Annotated in this window: 13 protein-coding genes; 8 read left to right on the forward strand and 5 right to left on the reverse strand. The window is 35.5% G+C overall.

The window, feature by feature from the left end:
- Positions 1–25: 25 nt before the first annotated feature.
- The 5 genes from LB452_RS04315 (at position 26) to LB452_RS04335 (ending at position 7,006) form a co-directional block, all read left to right on the forward strand.
- Positions 26–1,264, forward strand: coding sequence for a M48 family metallopeptidase (locus LB452_RS04315; protein ID WP_224460497.1), 1,239 nt, complete (start codon positions 26–28; stop codon positions 1,262–1,264).
- Positions 1,265–1,289: 25 nt separating this feature from the next.
- Complete coding sequence (locus LB452_RS04320; RefSeq protein WP_224460498.1) at positions 1,290–3,509, forward strand: RelA/SpoT family protein; 2,220 nt, start codon at positions 1,290–1,292, stop codon at positions 3,507–3,509.
- An 18-nt stretch (positions 3,510–3,527) separates the two neighbouring features.
- Positions 3,528–3,989 carry a Fur family transcriptional regulator gene (locus LB452_RS04325; protein WP_224460499.1) on the forward strand — a complete coding sequence of 154 codons (462 nt, stop codon included), beginning with the start codon at positions 3,528–3,530 and terminating at the stop codon, positions 3,987–3,989.
- A 3-nt stretch (positions 3,990–3,992) separates the two neighbouring features.
- Positions 3,993–5,264 (forward strand): adenylosuccinate synthase, encoded by a 1,272-nt coding sequence (locus LB452_RS04330; RefSeq protein ID WP_224460500.1) that lies wholly within the window; start codon positions 3,993–3,995, stop codon positions 5,262–5,264.
- A 164-nt stretch (positions 5,265–5,428) separates the two neighbouring features.
- Positions 5,429–7,006: an NADP-dependent glyceraldehyde-3-phosphate dehydrogenase gene (locus LB452_RS04335; RefSeq protein WP_224460501.1), complete on the forward strand. Its 1,578-nt coding sequence runs from the start codon at positions 5,429–5,431 to the stop codon at positions 7,004–7,006.
- A 111-nt stretch (positions 7,007–7,117) separates the two neighbouring features.
- Here the strand turns inward: LB452_RS04335 and LB452_RS04340 are convergent, their stop codons facing one another.
- The 3 genes from LB452_RS04340 to LB452_RS04350 all read right to left on the reverse strand — a co-directional run bounded on the left by LB452_RS04340 (position 7,118) and on the right by LB452_RS04350 (position 13,130).
- A complete protein-coding gene (locus LB452_RS04340; protein WP_224460502.1) occupies positions 7,118–8,272 on the reverse strand; it encodes an efflux RND transporter periplasmic adaptor subunit in 1,155 nt (384 codons plus the stop codon).
- 6 nt (positions 8,273–8,278) lie between these two features.
- A complete protein-coding gene (locus tag LB452_RS04345; protein WP_224460503.1) occupies positions 8,279–12,607 on the reverse strand; it encodes a CusA/CzcA family heavy metal efflux RND transporter in 4,329 nt (1,442 codons plus the stop codon).
- A gap of 142 nt (positions 12,608–12,749) precedes the next feature.
- Positions 12,750–13,130: a hypothetical protein gene (locus tag LB452_RS04350; RefSeq protein ID WP_224460504.1), complete on the reverse strand. Its 381-nt coding sequence runs from the start codon at positions 13,128–13,130 to the stop codon at positions 12,750–12,752.
- Between the two features lie 286 nt (positions 13,131–13,416).
- Here LB452_RS04350 and LB452_RS04355 point away from each other — a divergent pair, with 286 nt between their 5' ends.
- The 3 genes from LB452_RS04355 to LB452_RS04365 all read left to right on the forward strand — a co-directional run bounded on the left by LB452_RS04355 (position 13,417) and on the right by LB452_RS04365 (position 17,747).
- Complete coding sequence (locus LB452_RS04355; RefSeq protein WP_224460505.1) at positions 13,417–15,120, forward strand: OstA-like protein; 1,704 nt, start codon at positions 13,417–13,419, stop codon at positions 15,118–15,120.
- The gene (locus tag LB452_RS04360; protein WP_224460506.1) at positions 15,110–16,306 is read left to right on the forward strand and encodes an aspartate aminotransferase family protein; all 1,197 of its coding nucleotides are present in this window, start codon (positions 15,110–15,112) and stop codon (positions 16,304–16,306) included. Before LB452_RS04355 ends, LB452_RS04360 begins: the two co-directional genes overlap by 11 nt.
- 79 nt (positions 16,307–16,385) lie before the next feature.
- Positions 16,386–17,747, forward strand: coding sequence for a tetratricopeptide repeat protein (locus tag LB452_RS04365; protein WP_224460507.1), 1,362 nt, complete (start codon positions 16,386–16,388; stop codon positions 17,745–17,747).
- Here LB452_RS04365 and LB452_RS04370 read toward each other — a convergent pair whose 3' ends face one another.
- Complete coding sequence (locus tag LB452_RS04370; RefSeq protein WP_224460508.1) at positions 17,748–18,416, reverse strand: class I SAM-dependent methyltransferase; 669 nt, start codon at positions 18,414–18,416, stop codon at positions 17,748–17,750.
- Complete coding sequence (locus tag LB452_RS04375) at positions 18,416–20,521, reverse strand: DUF349 domain-containing protein (protein ID WP_224460509.1); 2,106 nt, start codon at positions 20,519–20,521, stop codon at positions 18,416–18,418. The genes LB452_RS04370 and LB452_RS04375 overlap by 1 nt, the downstream gene beginning before the upstream one ends.
- Positions 20,522–20,616 lie beyond the last annotated feature (95 nt).

A 20,616-nucleotide genomic window follows, 5' to 3' on the forward strand; every position in this document is an offset into this window, starting at 1 on the left:
TTTAGATTTGTTCAAAAATCAAAAAATGTCTCCAGAAATTATTTTTTATTTCATTATTGGTATTATTATTTTCAATTTCCTGCTTGACAGCTTTCTAGACTATCTTAATTATACAAGATTTGACGCCAAACCTCCAGAGGAGATTGAAGATCTTTACGACGAGTCAGAATATTTAAAATCTCAGAATTACAAAAAAGATAAATTCAAATTTGGAGTCGTCCAGTCCACTTTTTCTTTGGTATTGATTCTTGTATTTTTGAGTGTGGACGGATTTCAAATTGTCAATTCTATTGTCAATCAATACGCTGATCATTCTATCTTGGTTTCTTTGCTTTTTTTCGGTATTTTATTTCTTGTGAGTGAATTCCTTAGTTTACCATTCGATTATTATTTCACATTCACTACAGAGGAGCGTTATGATTTCAATACATCTACTCGGCTTTTGTTCTGGAAGGATAAATTAAAGTCATTGCTTTTAACTGTTGTCTTAGGTGGTGTTATTCTTGGCTTGATTGTAGTTTTCTACAATTATGTGGGAATAGATTTCTGGTGGTATACCTGGATTTTAGTGACAATTATTTCTGTATTGCTGAATATGTTTTATGCCAAACTATTTGTTCCAATATTCAATAAACAAACTCCATTAAAGGAAGGTGACCTGAGGTCTAAAATTGAAAGGTATGCTCACAAAATGAACTTCAAGCTAGAAAATGTTTTCGTTATTGATGGTTCTAAGAGAAGCAAAAAAGCCAATGCTTATTTTTCTGGCTTTGGTAAAGAAAAGAGGATCACTCTTTTTGACACTTTAATTGATGATTTGGAAGATGAAGAAATTGTTGCCGTTCTTGCACATGAAGTTGGACATTATGAGAAGAAGCATGTCATTATAAATCTATTTGTTTCAATAATTACTGTGGGTTTTACCTTGTGGTTGCTTTCTTTGTTTGTAAGTGAACCTTTATTGGCTCAGGCTTTAGGTGTTGAAGAACCAAGTTTTCAGATTGGTCTAGTTGCATTCAGTTTTTTGTATGCCCCTATTTCCTTGGTATTGGGCATTTTTACAAATATTTTATCACGTAAATTTGAATTTCAAGCAGATGATTTTGCAAAATCTACTTATTCCGGTGAATATTTGAGCTCGGCACTTAAGAAATTATCAAAAAATAGCTTAAGTAATTTGACACCTCACCCTGCATACGTATATTTTTACTTTTCTCATCCACCACTGGCAAAAAGGCTAAGAAATCTGGAAAATAATTCGTAATTTCATTTAAATAAGAGACAAGATTATGGAGATCACCGATGCATATCTAGAGCAGGAGAGCAAAGAAATTACAAAAGAATACAAGAAGCTTTTGCGCATCAGTTACAGAACTTTAAGCAATAAAGATAAAAAGCTAATTCGCAAGGCTTTTGAAACCGCAGTAGAAGCCCATAAAGATCAAAGGCGTAAATCTGGAGAAGCTTATATTTTTCATCCTATTGCTGTGGCAAAAATTGTAGCTTACGAAATAGGTCTTGATGCTACTTCCATTGCTTCAGCTTTATTGCATGATGTTGTGGAAGATACTCGCTATAGTTTATCAGATATTGAGCGTATGTTTGGCGAAGTAGTCGCTCGAATTGTTGATGGATTAACGAAAATTTCTAGCCTTAAGAAGGACGGGGACATCTCCATGCAGGCAGAGAATTTCAGGAAGATGCTGTTGACTCTCAATGATGATATACGAGTAATTATTATCAAAATTGCAGATAGACTCCATAACATGCAAACTATGGATGCTATGCGCCCTGATAAGCAGGTAAAAATTGCAAGTGAAACGCTTTACATTTACGCACCCTTAGCTCACCGTATAGGCCTTTACAATATAAAAACTGAGTTGGAAGATCTTAGTTTGAAATACACTGAGCCAGAAGTTTATAATGATATTTTAGGAAAAATAAAAGAGAGTAAAGAAGAACAAGATCAATACATTAAAGATTTCTCTAAGATATTATCTACGGCCTTAGAAAAAGAGGATATTAATTTTGAAATTAAGGGGAGGCCAAAGTCAATATACTCAATAAGGAAGAAAATTGTAAATCAAAATATATCATTTGATGAGATATATGACAAGTTTGCACTTAGAATTATCTATGAATCTAATCCTGAAAATGAGAAGTTTCTAGCCTGGAAAATTTATTCTATTGTTACTGATTATTTTAGGCCCAATCCTACAAGGCTTCGTGATTGGATTTCCTCACCAAAGACTACTGGATATGAAGCATTACATATCACTGTCATGGGGCCCAAAGGAAAATGGGTAGAAGTGCAGATCCGTAGCGAGCGGATGAATGAGATAGCAGAAAAAGGCTATGCTGCTCATTACAAATACAAGCATAAGGATGAAGCTCAAGATGAACAAGGTCTAGATTTATGGCTGAATAGGCTTCAGGAAGCTTTAGAGAATAATGAGATGAATGCTGTAGACTTTGTAGAACAATTCAAACTAAACTTGTATTCTAAAGAGATTTTTGTTTTCACTCCGCAAGGGGATTTAAAGTCTTTGCCTAAAGGCGCTACAGTATTAGATTTTGCATTTTCTATTCACACCGATATAGGATATCAAACTCGTGGAGCTAAAGTCAATGGTAAAATTGTGGCTTTAAGTAGAGTGTTAAAAAGTGGTGACCAAGTTGAAATTATAACTTCTTCAAATGCAAAGCCAACCAAAAACTGGCTAGACTATGCAACTACAGCAAGAGCTCGAACTAAAATAAAATCAGCACTTAGAGAAAAACGTAAACTTATTGCTGCTGAAGGCAAAGAAATTTTGAGGCGAAAATTGAAATCACAGCGCATTAGCCTAAACGAAAGAACTGTGAACGAAATGGTTGTTTTCTTTAAATTGAAAACAAGTCTTGATTTATTTTACAGAGTTGGTATTGGTACCATCGACAATAAACAAATAAAAGACTATGCATCTTCAAGAAGTAATGCTTTGGTTTCCTTTTTCAAAAATAAAATTAGGCGTTCACCAACCAAAGACACTACACAAGAGGAGGAGGATGTAACAAGTAATTATGATCAACTCGTGTTTGGAGATGACGAACAAAAATTAGATTATAAACTAGCTGCATGTTGCAATCCAATCCCTGGGGATGAGGTTTTTGGTTTTACTACCATAAAAGAAGGTATAAAAGTACACAAGAAGAATTGCCCAAATGCGATTCAGCTTCAAAGTAATTATGCTTATCGTATCTTGAAAGCAAAATGGATTGATTCTTCTCAAGAGGAATTCAGCGCAACCATAAGACTTACAGGTATAGATGATCTTGGTTTGGTAAGCATAATTACCAATGAAATTTCAAAAAACCTTCATGTTAATATATTAAGTATAGCCTTTTCTAGTAACGACGGTATTTTTGAGGGTAAACTGGTTGTTAAAGTTAAAAACAATTCAATATTGACAACACTTATAGAAAGATTGAAAAAAATCGATGGAATCGATAAGGTTAAGCGTGAATAAAAGTATATTTTTGTAATTATGGTAAATAAAAATAATTTAAAAAACGATTTAGCTGTTGTAAAAAATGTGTTTACAAAATTTTTAGAAAACAACGGACATCGTAAGACCCCAGAAAGATACGCTATACTCCAGGAAATTTACGAAAGTGATGATCACTTTGATATCGAGTCTCTTTACATTAAAATGAAGACGAAAAATTATCGGGTAAGTAGAGCTACATTATATAATACCATAGACTTACTTTTAGACTGTGGTTTGGTGAGAAAACATCAGTTTGGAAAAAACCAGGCTCAATACGAGAAATCCTACTTTGATAAACAACATGATCACGTTATCCTTACGGATACAGGTGAAGTCATTGAGTTTTGTGACCCCAGAATTGAGTCCATCAAAAAAACAATTGAAGAGGTGTTCGACATATCTATAGATCGACATTCATTATATTTTTACGGAACTAAAAATGAACCAAAGACAGACTAAAACATGGCAGTAGACTTACTACTTGGACTCCAGTGGGGAGATGAAGGCAAAGGAAAGATTGTTGATTATCTTACCAAAAACTACAATATTATAGCAAGATTTCAAGGCGGGCCCAATGCAGGTCATACTTTAGAATTTGACGGTATAAAGCACGTTTTACATACAATTCCATCCGGTATTTTTCACAAAGAAGCAGTAAATGTAGTCGGAAACGGAGTAGTGATTGATCCGGTTATTTTTCAAAAAGAACTTAATGCATTGGCAAAGTTTAATCTTGATTTTAAAGAAACTTTGCTCATTTCAAGAAAAGCTCACATCATATTACCAACGCACAGATTGTTGGATGCCGCTTCAGAAACTTCTAAAGGTAAGGCAAAAATTGGTTCGACCTTGAAAGGTATTGGTCCAACATATATGGACAAAACAGGACGTAACGGCCTACGAATCGGTGATCTTGAATTTGATAACTGGAAAGAAAAATACCGTCAATTAGCCAATAAACATCAAGCGTTGATAGAATTTTATAATGTAGATGTTCAGTACAATTTGAAGGAACTAGAGCATGAATTTTTTGAGGCTGTCGAATCTATAAAATCATTACAATTTATCGATTCTGAAGAGTACCTTCACCAGGCTCAAGTTAATAATAAAACAATTTTAGCTGAAGGTGCTCAAGGATCTTTATTGGACATTGATTTCGGAACGTATCCATTTGTTACTTCCTCAAACACAACTGCTGCGGGTGCATGTACAGGCTTAGGAATTGCGCCTAATAAAATCAAAAATGTTTTTGGAATTTTCAAAGCCTATACAACTAGAGTTGGAAGTGGGCCATTTCCTACAGAGCTATTCGATGAGGATGGCGCAAGAATGGCTAAAATTGGTAATGAATTTGGAGCCACAACAGGTCGACCAAGACGATGCGGATGGTTGGATTTAGTCGCTTTAAAATATGCAGTACAAGTGAATGGAGTTACCGAATTGATGATGATGAAAGGTGATGTGTTGAGTGGATTCAAGACTTTAAAAGTTTGCGTTGCTTATAAATACAATGGTAAAGAGATTCAGCATCTACCATATAATATAGAGTCTGAAAATTTAGAACCGATTTATAAAGAATTCAAAGGTTGGAAAGAAGATATATCAAAACATTCTAGTTTTGATACCCTGCCTCGAAGCTTAAAAGATTACATCAAATTCATTGAAGATGAACTTCTTGTACCTATAAAAATTGTTTCAGTTGGACCTGACCGAAAAGAAACAATTTTAAGATAAATCTTATTTATAAATCTATTTATAAATAGCCTCTAGACTCTAGAGGCTTTTTTTGTGTTTAATAATTTGAATCTAAAGCTTAACAATTTATTTGGGTTGGTTATGATACAAGCATAGGTTTCTTTAATTAAATTGGAATTTTTTAATATAAATCACAAATAATTATGACTAATTCAAATTTCTCAAAGATAGATTCTTTATTGCATCAAACCACTTATCTGGATAATGGCAAACTGGTGAAATGGGAAGGTAAAATGGATGAGGTACATTCTACAATCTCATCAACCGACGAATACAAGCCAACAATGCTTGGTACAGTTCCTCATATGGACGAAAAGACAGCTTTAGATGTTTTAGATTCTGCCTTAAATGCATATGATTATGGAAAAGGTGAATGGCCCACCATGAAGGTGAAAGACAGAATTAAGTGCATGAGGAATTTTGTCGAATTGATGGAAACGAAAAGAGAAGAAGTCGTGAAGCTTCTCATGTGGGAAATAGGTAAAACTTTACCAGATTCAGAAAAAGAATTTGACAGAACAGTAGATTATATTTATGATACTATCGAAGATTACAAACAGTTGGATAGAGATAGCGATACCTTCCAGAAAGTTGGCGGAATCAACGCCCACATCAGAAGAGGTCCTCTTGGAGTTGTTTTGTGTTTAGGGCCTTACAACTATCCACTCAACGAAACTTTTGCTTTGCTTATTCCCGCATTGATTATGGGAAATACAGCTGTATTTAAACCTGCAAAACATGGAGTTTTGTTGTTATCTCCTTTACTTGACGCCTTTCAGAAAAGTTTTCCTGCAGGAGTTATCAATGTGATTTATGGTCGAGGCAGAGAAGTAGCCGCTCCTATTATGAAAACCGGAAGAATAGATGTACTTGCGCTTATAGGTAATTCCAAATCTGCTATAGCACTTCAAGATCAGCATCCTTATAAAAACAGATTACGATTAATTCTTGGCCTGGAAGCCAAAAATCCAGCAATTATTTTACCAAGCGCAGATTTAGATTTAGCTATTGACGAATGTATTAATGGAACCTTGTCTTACAATGGGCAACGTTGTACAGCTCTAAAAATAGTATATGTGCATGACGATATTAGAGAAGAATTCAATAAGCGATTTGCTAATCGTGTAGATGAATTAAAATTCGGACAACCTTGGGAAGAGGGAGTAAAGTTGACCCCATTACCAGAACCTGGCAAACCCGCTTATATTCAGGAATTGATAGATGATGCCAAAGAAAAAGGGGCAGAAATTCTAAATGCCAAAGGAGGAGAAACGTCAGAAAATTATATTTATCCAGCGGTTCTGTATCCTGTAACTGAGTCAATGCGCGTCTATCAGGAAGAACAATTTGGACCCGTAATTCCTGTGAAATCCTTTAGTGATATACAAGATCTTTTAGAAGAGATAGCAAAATCAAATTACGGTCAGCAGGTCAGCTTATTTGGTGACAATGTAGATGCACTTGCCCCACTAATTGACGTGCTAGTTAATTTGGTATGTAGAGTTAATCTCAATAGTTCTTGTCAGCGAGGTCCTGATGTATTGCCTTTTACAGGTCGTAAAGATTCTGCGGTTGGGACATTGAGTGTTCATGATGCCTTACGCTCATTTTCTATACGAACTTTTGTAGCTTCAAAAGACAATCCCAAAAACAATGAAATTTTAAAATCACTGCTGAAAAGTAAAAAATCAAATTTTGTGAATACAGACTATTTGTTGTAATGACCTAAAGCTGCAAATATGTATTTGTTTTCATAGTATGATAAGTTTTAAATAGTTAAGTCATACCTTAAGGAATCGATTTTTGATGTCATCAAAAATCGATTCCTTATTTTAATGATCGTAATCACCACTTGCTCCACCGAAGATATCAAAAGCACCTTTGATCAAAAATTTTTCATCTGGTGTTATTTCTTTTTCATTCAAAAGGGGTTGAGACCCATTCTGTGGATCTGAAGTTTTCATCAGAACAGATTCAAAAGTATATTCACCGTTTGTCTCTTCAATCAATTTTAAAACATATTGCTTATTATTTTTTTCAACAAAAGCGGTTTGTGGTAAAGCTAGGTGTTTTTGGGGATTGTCATTAAAGAAAGCTTCCACATACATCCCCACCGCAAAATTCTGGTTATCATCATCGGGGTGAGCATGAACTTTTACTGTCCTGTTCGAGCTTATTTCTGCACCCACCAACTTCACGTGCGCTATAAATTCCTGATCGGTTTGTTCGGGCAGTTTAAAAGTAAGCGGTTGCTCTTCTTTAATTTTCATGATATCTTTTTCAAATATATCTAGCTCCAAATGAACGTGGTCGGTATCCAGAATTTCCATCATCATCATGGACTTATTTACAAACGTACCCTGAGAAATATTCAGTTTTGAAATCTTTCCAGACAAAGGCGCATAAATATGAATTTCAGAATTAAAATTTCCATTTCTGACTTTGTCTAAAGAGACGTTCATCAATTGCAATGTTTTCTCCAATCCGGAAACACTCGCTTTAGTCGTCAAATAATCACTTTTTGCTTTTTGAAATACCTTTTCAGAAATCACCAGATCCTCCAGTAAATTCTTTTTTCTTTCAAATTCAGATTTCAAATAGTCTAGCTGAGAAAGATTTTCCAGGTAAGTCTGCTGAAGCTTTATAAATTCTGGATTTTCCAGCGTCACCAACAAATCTCCTTTTTCGACTTTATTCCCAATCAACAAAGTGGTTTTGCTTACGTAACCTTCAAAAAACGAATTTATCGAAGCTCTGTTTTCCGGGGGAACGTCAATCATTCCCGTCACCCGAAAGCGATTGGAAAATTCAATTGTGTCTGCATTACCAAGTGCGAAATTTCCATTTTCAAATTGAGTTTTAGTCAGAATGATGTGCTCATCATTGTCATGGGATTCTTCTTTCTCTTCTGAATTTGATTCAGTTGAGTTACAGCTTAAAACTAGTAAGCTTAAACTGAGTATGAAATATATATAAGGCGTCTTCATTTTTAGTTAATTTAAAGTGAGGTAATTTAGTGAGATAACGGTAGCATTGAAGTCCATAAGTTGTTGCAGATACTCCAGCTTGATTTGTTGAGCCGTTTCCAGACTTTGTACAAATCTGAAGAAATCAATTTCACCGTTTTTAAAAGATAAGTTGGCTGTTTTGAAAATTTCATCGGCCACCTTGAGTTGACCATTTTCAAAAGTAACTAAACTTTCATCCTGGCTGGATAGTGAATTGATAAGCGTTCTCTGTTTTTGCTCCAGTTGGATTTTGGTTTCTTGTTGAGCCATAGCCATCATTTCATTTTCTAGTTGACGTGCTTTAATTTTGGATTGATTTCCGAAAAATAACAGAGGAATATTCAATCCTATTTGATAACCTTCAAAATTTTTGTCGATGCTGGAATTGCTCCGCATAAAGTAACTCGCACTTATCCCAGGCAATAATTCATTTTTAGCGAGTTGTTCACTGCGTTTAGCTTGTTGAGTCTGTAATTCACTCAATACGAAATCGGGTAAATTTTCAATACTGTTGAGGTTGTTTAAAGTCAGCCGGTGTGGCGTTTCCCCTTCAATACTAAGTTCAACATCAGACTGAACAATAGTTCTTATTTGGTTTGACGAATTTACCAGCTCATTCCTGACTTTTACAAGTTGAGCTTCAATTTGCTTTTGTTTGGACTGGGCAGTTATTTTTTCCAAATAAGAAGATTCACCTTCTTCAAATTTTCGCCTGGCCATTCTGGAAAAATCTTTATAAATGCTGTCCAGATAGCTGTAAATCTGAAGCTTCTCTTTAATGATCGAATATTCCATATAACTGATTTCTAGGTTCTTAAGCCTCAACCTTTCCTCAATTGAATAACTGGTTTCGGCAAGCTCGGTAGTTACTTTATTAAGTTTTAAGCGACTATTGTAAACTGTGGGAAAATCGAAATTTTGGATAATTCCCCATTGGTATAAGGGGCGATTAGCAATCGGATCAATTTCAGCTTCATCGTAATTTTGATAAATCTGTGCTTTATCGAACGTAAAGGCTTGTCCTTCGGCTGCTTCAGCCCGATTTATATTGAGTTTGGAAGCATTCAAGCCTTTATTGTTGGCCAGCATTTCAGCTTTAAGCTGATCCAGTTCTGGATTTTGTGCCTGACTTGAGAATACGCCACCAAGTCCAAAAAGGATAACTAAAATTGTGGTCTTTGGCATTTTTACTTTTTTAGATTTTCCTTCAAAAATGTAATACAACACTGGAAGGATAATTAATGTCAGTAGGGTAGAAGTGATAAGCCCGCCAATGACCACCGTAGCTAGTGGTCGTTGCACCTCAGCACCTGCACCTGTGGAGATCGCCATAGGCAGAAATCCAAGAGCCGTGGAACTTGCTGTAAGCAGGACTGCTCTCAACCGGTCCAGCGTGGCTTCTATAATGTTATCTTTATTGAGCTCTCTGTTGTCATTTTGCAGGTCTTTAAAATATTCCACTAAAATAATCCCGTTTAATACGGCAATTCCGAATAGAGCAATAAAACCAACACCTGCCGAAATGCTAAAGGGCATATCTCTTATCCACAATAAAAACACGCCTCCAACAGCCGAAAACGGAATAGCTGTAAAAATAAGTAAGGCATCTTTGTAATTTTTCAAAGCAAAATAAAGCATGACAAAAATAAGCACAAGCACTATCGGTACAGTGATTTCCAAACGTTTGGTGGCACTTTGTAGATTTTCAAACTGACCGCCATAAGTCATGGTATATCCTACAGGTAAAGATAATTTGTCTTCCAAAATCACTTGAATATCTTCAACGACTGAAGCCAAATCACGATTTCTTACGTTGACACCAACGACGATTCGTCGTTTGGTTTCATCTCTGGAAATCTTGGCAGGCCCTTTGGCGTAAATGATGTCGGCGACTTCGCTCAATGGAATTTTCCCAGCGTTTGGCGTATCGATCATCAGGTTTTGCAGATCAGTTATATCCTCGCGTTTATCTTCCTGAAGTCTTACAACCATGTCATAACGCTTTTCACCTTCAAAAACAACACCTGTTTTCTGACCGGCAAATCCAGCAGCAATAATGTTGTTCAAGTCTTCAATATTCAACCCGTAACGGGCAATTTTTGATCTATTAAAATTTACTGCCATTTGTGGCAAGCCAACGATTTTCTCGACAGAAATATCTGCAGCACCATCCACATTACGAATGAGGTTTTGGACTTCATTTCCTTTTTCAGCGAGAATATCCAAATCTTCTCCAAAGATTTTAATAGCGATATCCGATCGAACTCCTGTAATCAGTTCGTTAAAACGCATCTCGATAGGCTGTGTAAATTCGATTTCCATCCCTGGGATTACGGTTAGCGCTTCTTTGAATTTATTAGCCAGTTCTTCTTTACTTTCAGCGCTGGTCCATTCATCTTTGGGTTTAAGCCGAATTATGACGTCAGAATCCTGCATTGACATGGGATCGGTCGGCACTTCCGCAGCACCAATTCTGCTGACAACTTGTGTCACTTCAGGAAAATTATCCAAAAGTATTTTTTCTATTTGGGTGGTACGTTCAATGGTGCTCGATAGAGATTTACCAGTTTTAAGAATGGGCTGGATCACGAAATCTCCCTCATCCAGCGTAGGTACAAATTCACCTCCCATCTTGGTAAAGGTAAACACAGCTAAGGCCACAATGACCAAGGCAGAAATGACAACGGCTTTCGTATGATTTAAAGCCCAGCTCACCGAGGGGACGTAAGCTTTTTTAACCTGATCTAAAATTTTTGTCGAGATATTTTTAGATTTCAGTTTCTTAGGATTTAAAAATAAGCTACAAGCTACCGGAATCCAGGTTAGACATAAAAACATGGCTCCAATAAGCGCAAAACCGAAGGTGAGAGCCATCGGTCTAAACATTTTACCTTCAACTCCGGAAAGGGAAACAATTGGAATAAATACAATCAAAATGATGAGTTGTCCAAAAATGGCAGAATTCATCATTTTGGAAGCGCCTTTTGCGGCGATTTCATTTTTTTCTGAAGTATAGTCTTCACCTGTTAAAGTTTTAAATTTCTCAGATTTCAGTAGCATTTTAAAGGCGACAAACTCCACGATAATGACCGCTCCGTCTATAATGATTCCGAAGTCGAGCGCCCCAAGACTCATCAGGTTAGCATCGATGTTGAAAATATACATCAAGCTTATAGCAATAAGAAAACTAAGTGGGATTACAGAGGAAATGATCAATCCCGATCGGATATCTCCGATAAGTAAAGTCACAATAAAAGCAACGACTAGAAATCCTAAAATTAAATTTTCAGCTATTGTGGAGGTAGTTTTACCAATCAATTCACTTCTATCCAGAAAGCCATTGATGTAAACGCCTTCGGGTAAACTTTCTTCAATTTGTTGTAGTCGGTCTTTTAAAGCCGTAATTACAGCTTTGGAATCAGCATCCTTGAGCATCATGATTTGTCCGAGTACTTTTTCACCTTCACCATTTCCAGTGATGGCTCCAAATCGTCTGGCAAATCCGAAGCCTACTTCTGCCACATCTCCAATGAGGATGGGAACCCCATTTCTGTTTTCTACACTTATATTTCGGATGTCTTCCAGACTTTTGACCAGTCCGTTACCACGGATAAAATAGGCTTGCTCTTCTTTTTCAATATAGCTTCCACCGGCAATGCTGTTATTTTTTTCTAAAGCTGTAAACACCTGCTGAATACTGATGTTTCTGGCTTGAAGCTTTTCGGAAGAAATAGCAACTTCGTATTCTTTAAGGAATCCGCCCCAGGTATTGATTTCAACAATTCCCGGAATACCAGAAAGTTGGCGTTTCACGATCCAGTCCTGGATACTTCTGAGCTCCATGACGCTAAACTCATTTTCATAGCCGGGTTTGGTTTCCAGCGTATATTGATAAATTTCTCCCAGACCCGTTGTAATAGGTCCCATTTCTGGGGTACCAAAATTATTGGGAATGGTTTCTTCGACATTGTTTAGCTTTTCTGCAATCAGCTGGCGGGGAAGATAAGTTCCCATATCATCTTCAAAAATGACAGTAACTACGGAAAGACCAAATTTTGACACCGATCGGATTTCTTTCACTCCAGGCAAATTGGACATTTCCAACTCAACGGGATAAGTGATAAATTGTTCCACATCTATGGTGGACAGGCTTCTGGAGGTAGTAATGACTTGTACCTGGTTGTTGGTGATGTCTGGTACAGCACCTACGGAAATATTGGTCAAACTGTAAACGCCAAAACCAACAATAAAGCTAAGCATTAATATGATAAAGAATTTAGACTTTAAACTAAATTCAATGATTTTTGTTAACATATGAGTTGAATTTGAATCCCTCATTGAGGGGTTTTATTTCCCGACCTATTAGGTCAAAATTTTAAAGTATTTCACTTTGGATAACCAGGTGGCTCTGCCTTGAGGCAGCTTATTGATCATAAAAAGTAAATTGAATTATTATTCAAGCTTTTGGTGGCTGAAGAATTTCAGTAGTATGTAAGGTTGAAAAGAAATCTTGATAATTGAAATTTTTAGTTGATGAAATTTCAATATGCACTGGGAGAAGCTGAACTAATTCTGGGGTGGTAAAATAAATGGTGTTTATTGATGAAATGACATCCTGGAAAGGTAAATTTTCGTGTTCTTCATGCTCATTAGAGTGGGCTTCCTTCTTGCTGCCATAATGTAAATCCAAAAAATCGTTGAACGAATTGTTATAGTTTGTTTTATGAAGTTGATAGTGGTTTACCAAATTATAAAAACTTGATACATCACCGATATTCATACCAAAGGATTGCATGGTAAATAGAAAGATCAGCAGATATGAAAATATTTTTTTCATAAATACAAATGTAGCTTATTTATAGAAGTTTAATCTTAAGATAGGCTTAAGTATAAAGTTGTGCATCTATTCAAATTCAGAACAGTCTTTACTAAGCAAATGAACACTGGCTTTTATTAATAAACGCTCTACATGTTCTTCAGCTTCATATGTAATCAGATTTCACACATTTAATATTTATTCAGAATGGATTATTCTTAAGTCTTGCTAAAGTTATTTGTAAATTTTTATTTAAAAAAATAAGACATGACTGGAATTGCTTAATTTTGTTACCAAATCTTATAATTTGAAATATTTCTTTCTATTATTATCCTTTCTCATATTAACTAGTTCACTGTTTTCCCAGGAAGGCAAAAAAATTTACTACGAAAGCGACAGGACCCGGGTAGACGAAGCTACATATCCTGACGCAACTATTCTGCAAAAAGTATCCAGACAGGTATATTTCCTTCATAAAGGCATAGAAGTCTGGTGTGATCGGGCTATTTTTTATCAGGCTGATGATTTTTTTAAAGCTTATGGTAATGTGAGAATGAAGCAGGGGGATACCATCAACATGACCAGTAAATATGCTGAATATAATGGTAATACCCAGTTCGCATTTGCTAGTGAAGACGTGGTTTTAACCACACCAAGTAATAAGTTAACCACAGATTCTTTGTTTTTCAATAGGGTCAAGCAGGAAGCTTTTTACCGCAGCGGTGGCAAAGTTCAGGATTCTGCATCTACTATTACCAGCATAAGAGGAAGGTATTTTATGAATCAGGAGAAATTTTCTTTTAAACAGAATGTAAAAGTTAGAAATCCAGAATATGATATTGATTCTGAAAATCTTGATTTTTATTCTGAAGAAGGGCATGCTTATTTATACGGTCCCTCAACTATAACGAGCGAAACAAGCGTTGTTTATTGTGAGCGCGGTTTTTATGATACAAGAAATGACAATGGTTTTTTTGTGAAAAACTCTAAAGTTGATTACGAAAATCGAAAACTAGAAGGCGACAGTATATTTTTTGACAGACCTAGCGGTTTTGCTTCCGCAACCAATAATATCAAGGTAACAGACACCATAAATCATTCGGTGATTACAGGTCATTATGCAGAGGTGTTTAGAAAAAAAGATTCTTTATTTATAACCAAAAATCCGATAGTAGCTATTAAACAGGAAAAAGATTCTGTTTACCTGGCCAGTGATACTTTGCTCGTCACCGGAGAAGTAGATAATAGAGATATAAGAGCTTATTATGATGCAAGAATATTCAAATTTGACCTAAGCGGCAAAGCTGATTCCATTCATAGTAGTGAAAAAACAGGGTTGACCAAACTGATAAGAAATCCAGTTTTATGGTCTGGAGAAAGTCAAATTACTGGAGATACCATACATCTAATTAGTGATACTGAAACTGAAAAACTAGATTCTTTAAGAGTTTTTGAAAATTCATTTATGATTCAAAAAGATTCTATCGAAGGATATAATCAAATTAAGGGAAAGGAACTTTATGCACTCTTTGAAAACAATGAGATCTATGAAGTGGACATTATAAAAAACACAGAATCTTTGTTTTATGTAAGAGATGACAGTTCCGATCTTATAGGAATTGATAAAACCTTATCAGCGAAGATTAAAATACTATTAGAAAACCAAGAAATTCTGGAAGTGGTTTACTACAATAATGTAGATTCAAAGACTTTCCCAAGTTCTCAATTCCCGGAAAACTCTAAGGAATTAAAAGGCTTTACTTGGCGTGGAGAAGAAAGGCTTACGACCAAAGCTGATTTATTGAAAGGAAGAGAAAGACCAGTTTTACCTAAAATAAAGGGAATAAAAGATCCAGAAATTTACGAGGATTTCTTTGAAGGTGTGGATGAATTAAATTCCAATTCCAATTTGAAAAATTCCACTCTGAAAAATTCTAAAGGGAATACTCCATCTAAAGCTCTTGAGAAATCACCTAAACCTAAAACCATAAAACCAATTGATGAAGAGTGATTTTCTAGAATATCAGGCTCAAACGACTCCTCATCCTCTTGGTATGGAAGTGAGTCATGCTGAAGGGTCTTTTATTTATACAACCGACGGCAAACAATACTTGGATTTTGTAGCTGGAGTATCAGCTTGCGGTCTAGGTCACAGGCATCCAATAGTGATCAAAGCTATCAAAGATCAACTCGACAAATACATGCATGTCATGGTGTATGGAGAGTATATCCAGTCTCCTGCAGTTGAATTTACAAAACTACTGGCAGAGCATTTGCCAGAACCTTTATCACAGACTTACCTGGTCAATAGCGGAACTGAAGCTATTGACGGAGCGATGAAGTTAGCCAGAAGAGCTACAGGAAGAAGTCAAATTATTGCAGCCAGAAATTGCTACCACGGTAATTCATATGGAGCCTTAAGTTTAATGGATTATGAAGAACGTATCGCTCCATTTCGACCTTTGGTTGGAGACATCACTCACATTCAGTTCAATACAGAAACCTGCCTAGATGTCATTACCAAAAACACTGCAGCTGTCATCTTAGAAACCATTCAGGGAGGTGCAGGTTTTATTGTACCTAAAACCGATTATTTAAAAAAGATAAAACAACGATGTGAAGACGTTGGTGCTTTATTAATCTTGGACGAAATTCAGCCAGGATTTGGAAGAACAGGCAAGCTTTTCGGGTTTGAACATTTTGGAATTGTTCCAGATATTTTAGTAATAGGAAAAGCTATGGCTTCTGGTTTGCCGGTTGGTGCTTTTACAGCTTCTAAAACTTTGATGAGTTTATTAAGCGACAAGCCAAAACTTGGCCATATTACCACGTTTGGCGGAAATCCTGTAATTGCATCCGCTTGTAAGGCAACTTTAGAAGTTTTGACGTCAACGAGCATTATTAAAGACATTGAAAAGAAAGAAAAGTTATTTAGAAAACTGCTTTCCCATGAATTAATAACTGAAATAAGAGGGATGGGCTTAATGCTTGCTCCAATTTTTAGAACCTCAGATATTGCAAATCATTTAGTTTTGGAAGCTAAAGAAAGGGGTCTTGTTTTATTTTGGTTACTTTACGAAAATAAAGCAGTGAGAATATCACCGCCTTTAACCATATCTGAAGAGGAAATAGCCCAAGGCTGTGGCATTATAATTGATATATTGGATTCGTATTCAAAATCCAAAATAAGTGAATAACTTGTGGATAACATTTTTAAAAATTCTATTCTTTATTGAATAAAGACGTTTACCTTAACCTAAAATTAAATCATTTTATATGCAACTAGGATCCTCTCACAATGAAGACTTCGATTTTCCTATAGAGAAATTTGAAATGATGCTAAAAACCAATGAGGTCTTATTTTTTGACGCTGCAGAATTTGAGAATATTATAGGTCATTATATTGATAGTGGAAGGTTAGCATTAGCTAAAAAAGCTCTCAAGCTTGCGTTGGATCAGCATCCTAAATCCGTCAACTTACTTTTGATGAAAGCTGAGCTTTTAACATTTGAAGACAAGTTTGAAAAGGCTATGGAGTTACTGGAGCGCCTTAAAGCTTTAGAACCCAATAATGAAGAAATTTATATCCTGATTGCGAATATATATTCAAAACAAGATCTCCATTTTGATGCTATTGATGTTTTAAAAGAGGCTCTGGATTTTGCAGACGATCTTATTGAAATACATAGCATAATGGGTATGGAGTATCTATTTCTTGAAGATTTTGAAAATGCCAAAGACAGCTATATACAGTGTCTGGAGAATGATGAAAATGATTATACAGCCCTATATAATATTATTTATTGTTTCGATTTTTTAGATCAAAACGAAGCAGCTATAGTTTTTCTAAAAGATTTTCTAGATCGCCAGCCTTACTGTGAAGTTGCCTGGCATCAGCTAGGTAAAATATATTTTGAAAATAAACAATATGAACAAGCACTTGAGGCTTTTGATTTTGCAATTATTTCAGATGATTATTTTATTGGAGCTTATCTCGAAAAAGGTAAAGTTTTAGAAAGATTAAGTCGTTACAAGGAAGCTATAGAGTGTTACACATTAACTCTTCAGATAGACGATCCTACTGCTTTTGCTTATTTAAGAATAGGAAAGTGTTTCCTGAAACTTAATGATCCAGAGAAAGCCCTCAAACATTACAAAAAAGCATTGCATGAGGATCCGCTTTTAGATAAAGTTTGGTTAGCACTTTCAGACTATCATGTAAAAATCAAGGATTATAAAAAAGCGCTTTACTATATCAATAAGGCTATTAACATTGACGAAGAAAATGTTTTGTATTGGAAGCATTTCGCTATCATCAATTTAGAGTTAGATAATATTAAAGATTCTGCTTTTGGTTTCAAAAAAAGTTTAGAGCTAGGTAATTATGAATTAGAAACCTGGATTACCCGGTTGGATATTCTCATAGATCTAAAACATTTTGAGGATGCCTTAGAAACTCTAAAGCATGCTGAAGACTTTTTTCCTCACTTCGCAGAATTAGAATATAGATATGCTGGTATTTATTTTGAACTCGGGGAATTACAGGACTCAGTAGATCATTATGAGAAGGCTTATTTCCTAGATCCTAACTACAGTTATATTATGAAGGATTTGTTCCCAAAATTTAATTTAAGGTAATTAATTAAAGGTGATCAACTTTGATTCTATCTGAACTCCATTGAAGTCAAATTTTTTAGCTATATATTTTAAAGTCCTAGATGTGTAAAAAAAGACATGTGTTGGATCATTATTGTACCACCAGTCTTTAAAATGATCTTCATCGTTATCATCTTTCAGAATACTCGTTTTACAGAAAAGCTTGCCAGAAGGCTTAAGTAAACTTCGTAAAAGAGTGAACTCTTTTTTAGGATCAAAAAAATGTTCCATGACTTCGCAGCAAATGATAAAATCATAGTTCCTGGAAAGATTATCTTCATTGGTCTGAAAAAAGGGATCGTATAAAGCTATTTCTTTAAAACCATCTTCTTCCAGAACTACCGATGCCACAGGCCCTGTACCACAACCATAGTCAAGTCCTTCTGCAGTTTTTGGGAATTGAGTCTGGATCGCGTTTGTAATTGGACTTACAAAGTTTTGGTATCGGGGGTCCTCAACATCGTTATTATGTTCTTCATACCTGGATTTTTCGGAAGAATAATCGATATATTTTTTTGGATGAAGAAAAACTGAATGACAGGTAACACACTTGTAATAGTCTCTCCCTTTTTTGCCGATAGAACAAAAATAATCCGCTACACTGTTGCATAGCGGACATTTATAATTTGGTTCTGGTTTGCTTTTGCTCATTAAAGCTCTTTGATTTTCTTCAATTTCGTTTTCCACATTTCCAGATCTTCTTTTAGCTTGTCTATATTGCTATACACTTCTTTTACAAGTGGATTATCTCTGTCAGCATCAACTGAGAAGAATTGAAGGTTGTTTTCGAGCTGTTGTAGTTCAGACTTGGTGTCATCTATTTTCTTTCTAAGAAAAGTTTGCTCTTTGTAGATGCGTTGAGAATCATCTGACTCCTCAAGGTTTTGAAGCCTATTCTGATATTTCATCAATTCTGCATCCGTCTTACTGATGTCAATTCTTTTGAAAATTTGGTCTAGTGCTCTGTTAAATTTATTTTCAACATAACGTTTGTTGGTTGGCACCATTCCAACTTCATTCCACTTAGAAATATAAGATTTTACAAGTGCAATTGTTTTGTCTTCATCATCACTTAGCTCTTCATCTTTGAGCTTTTGGATAAGCTCTCTTTTTTGGTTGAAAGCTTTCATTTCCTCATTATCTTCATTGTTTTTATTGGCATGAAACCTGTCAAAATAATGATTGCAAGCCGATTTGAACTGCTTCCAGATTTTATCAGAATCCTTTCTAGGGACGTGCCCAATTTTCTTCCAGTCGTTTTGAATTTTCTTCATTAGTGGAGTAGTGGTCTTGAAATCATCACTATCCTTGTGTTTTTCAGCAATTTTTATAAGCTCTTTTTTCTTTTCAAGATTTTCATATTGCTCAGCTTTTAGGTCCTTATAAAAATCATTCTTATTCTTATTAAATTCTCGAGTCGCTTTTCTGAAGGCATCCCAGGTAGCATCCTGCTTTTGTCTTGGAACACTTCCAGCCTTAAAAAAAAGATCTCTCAATTTGTTCACATTCTTGATGCGTTCTTGAGCATCTTTATGTTGAGTGATTTTGCTTTCAGTTAACTTCTGAATTTGTTCAATAATCTCCAGCTTAACTTTGAGATTCTCTTCACGCTTCTCATCTAGCTTTTCAAAATGTGCCTGGCGCTTATCATGTATAAGCCTTGTAGCCTCACTAAATTTCTCCCAAATCTCATCTCTGAACTCCCTGGCTACAGGTCCTAATTCCTCCTTCCACATTTTGTGTAGCAGTTGCAACTCACGGAAAGCCCTGTTGACATCTTCTTCCTGAGTTAATTCCTCAGCGCGATTGATGATTTTCAACTTTTGATCTAAATTATACTTGAAATCCATGTCGCGAAATTCACGGTCCAGGTGCAAGAAATCGTAAAATCGTTCGATGTGGTGGTGGTAATTATTCCAAACTGTATTATAATCGCTTCTAGGCACGGAGCCTGCATTTTTCCAACGCTCTTGAAGTTCTTTGAACTGCTTGAAGCTTGAAGTCATACTTTCTCCAGAACCAATCATGTTCTTTAACTCTTCAATAATTCCAAGTCTTGTTTTGAGGTTGGTATTGAGGTTCTTTTTTAACTGAGAGTAATACTGATCCCGTTTTTCACGGTAATTAAAATAGATGGTGTTGAAGTTTTTCTTAACTGGGGAAGAATAATGAAAATCTATAATATTTCCTCCATCAGCAATAAACTCCTCTTTCTTCTCTTCGATAATATCATTGAACTTTTTATCAAACTCAATTTTAATATTATTGACATGATCCTTTATGGATTGAACCTTTTCTTTTTTGACAAGACTTTCGAGTTCAAGCACAAGCTCATCGAGGGACATTGCATGATAATCCTTCATTTCTATCTCATGCCTTCTGGCAACATCGTGATCTTCACTATCCTCAGCATTGGCCTCATCCACATCCTGATCTTTAGCTTCTGAATTTCCATCTTCCGCAAAGTCATCATCAGATTCTACACTCTCTTCACCTTCATTTTTTTCTTCTGAATTTGATGCAGATTCATTAGTTACTTCTTCATTTATAGGAGTTTTGTGTTCGTCATGTTCAGAAGTTTCCTCAATTGTCTCCGAGATGCTATCTTGTTTGTCTTCTCCTTCTGAATTTGCTTCAGTTTCACTAGATGTCTTCTCATCTTTAGAAGTTTCACTAGTATTATTTTCTGAAGCGTCTTCAATCGGTTTTGAGACGTTTTCTTCATTTAAGTCCTTGGGATCTTTCTGTTCTGACATGTCTTTCAATGTTAAGGTTCGTAATATCGTTGAAATATAATAACTACTCAGCTACCTCACAAAATTTTGATCAAAATTTGCTTATAAATCGGCTT

The organism is Psychroflexus longus, assembly GCF_020164595.1.
GTDB lineage: Bacteria > Bacteroidota > Bacteroidia > Flavobacteriales > Flavobacteriaceae > Psychroflexus > Psychroflexus longus.

Coding starts and splice junctions, on each gene's coding strand:
- LB452_RS04320 (WP_224460498.1), top strand. CDS start 1,290: ATGGAGATCACCGATGCATATCTAGAGCAGGAGAGCAAAGAAATTACA.
- LB452_RS04325 (WP_224460499.1), top strand. CDS start 3,528: ATGGTAAATAAAAATAATTTAAAAAACGATTTAGCTGTTGTAAAAAAT.
- LB452_RS04365 (WP_224460507.1), top strand. CDS start 16,386: ATGCAACTAGGATCCTCTCACAATGAAGACTTCGATTTTCCTATAGAG.
- LB452_RS04360 (WP_224460506.1), top strand. CDS start 15,110: ATGAAGAGTGATTTTCTAGAATATCAGGCTCAAACGACTCCTCATCCT.
- LB452_RS04345 (WP_224460503.1), bottom strand. CDS start 12,607: ATGTTAACAAAAATCATTGAATTTAGTTTAAAGTCTAAATTCTTTATC.
- LB452_RS04370 (WP_224460508.1), bottom strand. CDS start 18,416: ATGAGCAAAAGCAAACCAGAACCAAATTATAAATGTCCGCTATGCAAC.
- LB452_RS04350 (WP_224460504.1), bottom strand. CDS start 13,130: ATGAAAAAAATATTTTCATATCTGCTGATCTTTCTATTTACCATGCAA.
- LB452_RS04340 (WP_224460502.1), bottom strand. CDS start 8,272: ATGAAGACGCCTTATATATATTTCATACTCAGTTTAAGCTTACTAGTT.
- LB452_RS04330 (WP_224460500.1), top strand. CDS start 3,993: ATGGCAGTAGACTTACTACTTGGACTCCAGTGGGGAGATGAAGGCAAA.
- LB452_RS04315 (WP_224460497.1), top strand. CDS start 26: ATGTCTCCAGAAATTATTTTTTATTTCATTATTGGTATTATTATTTTC.
- LB452_RS04375 (WP_224460509.1), bottom strand. CDS start 20,521: ATGTCAGAACAGAAAGATCCCAAGGACTTAAATGAAGAAAACGTCTCA.
- LB452_RS04335 (WP_224460501.1), top strand. CDS start 5,429: ATGACTAATTCAAATTTCTCAAAGATAGATTCTTTATTGCATCAAACC.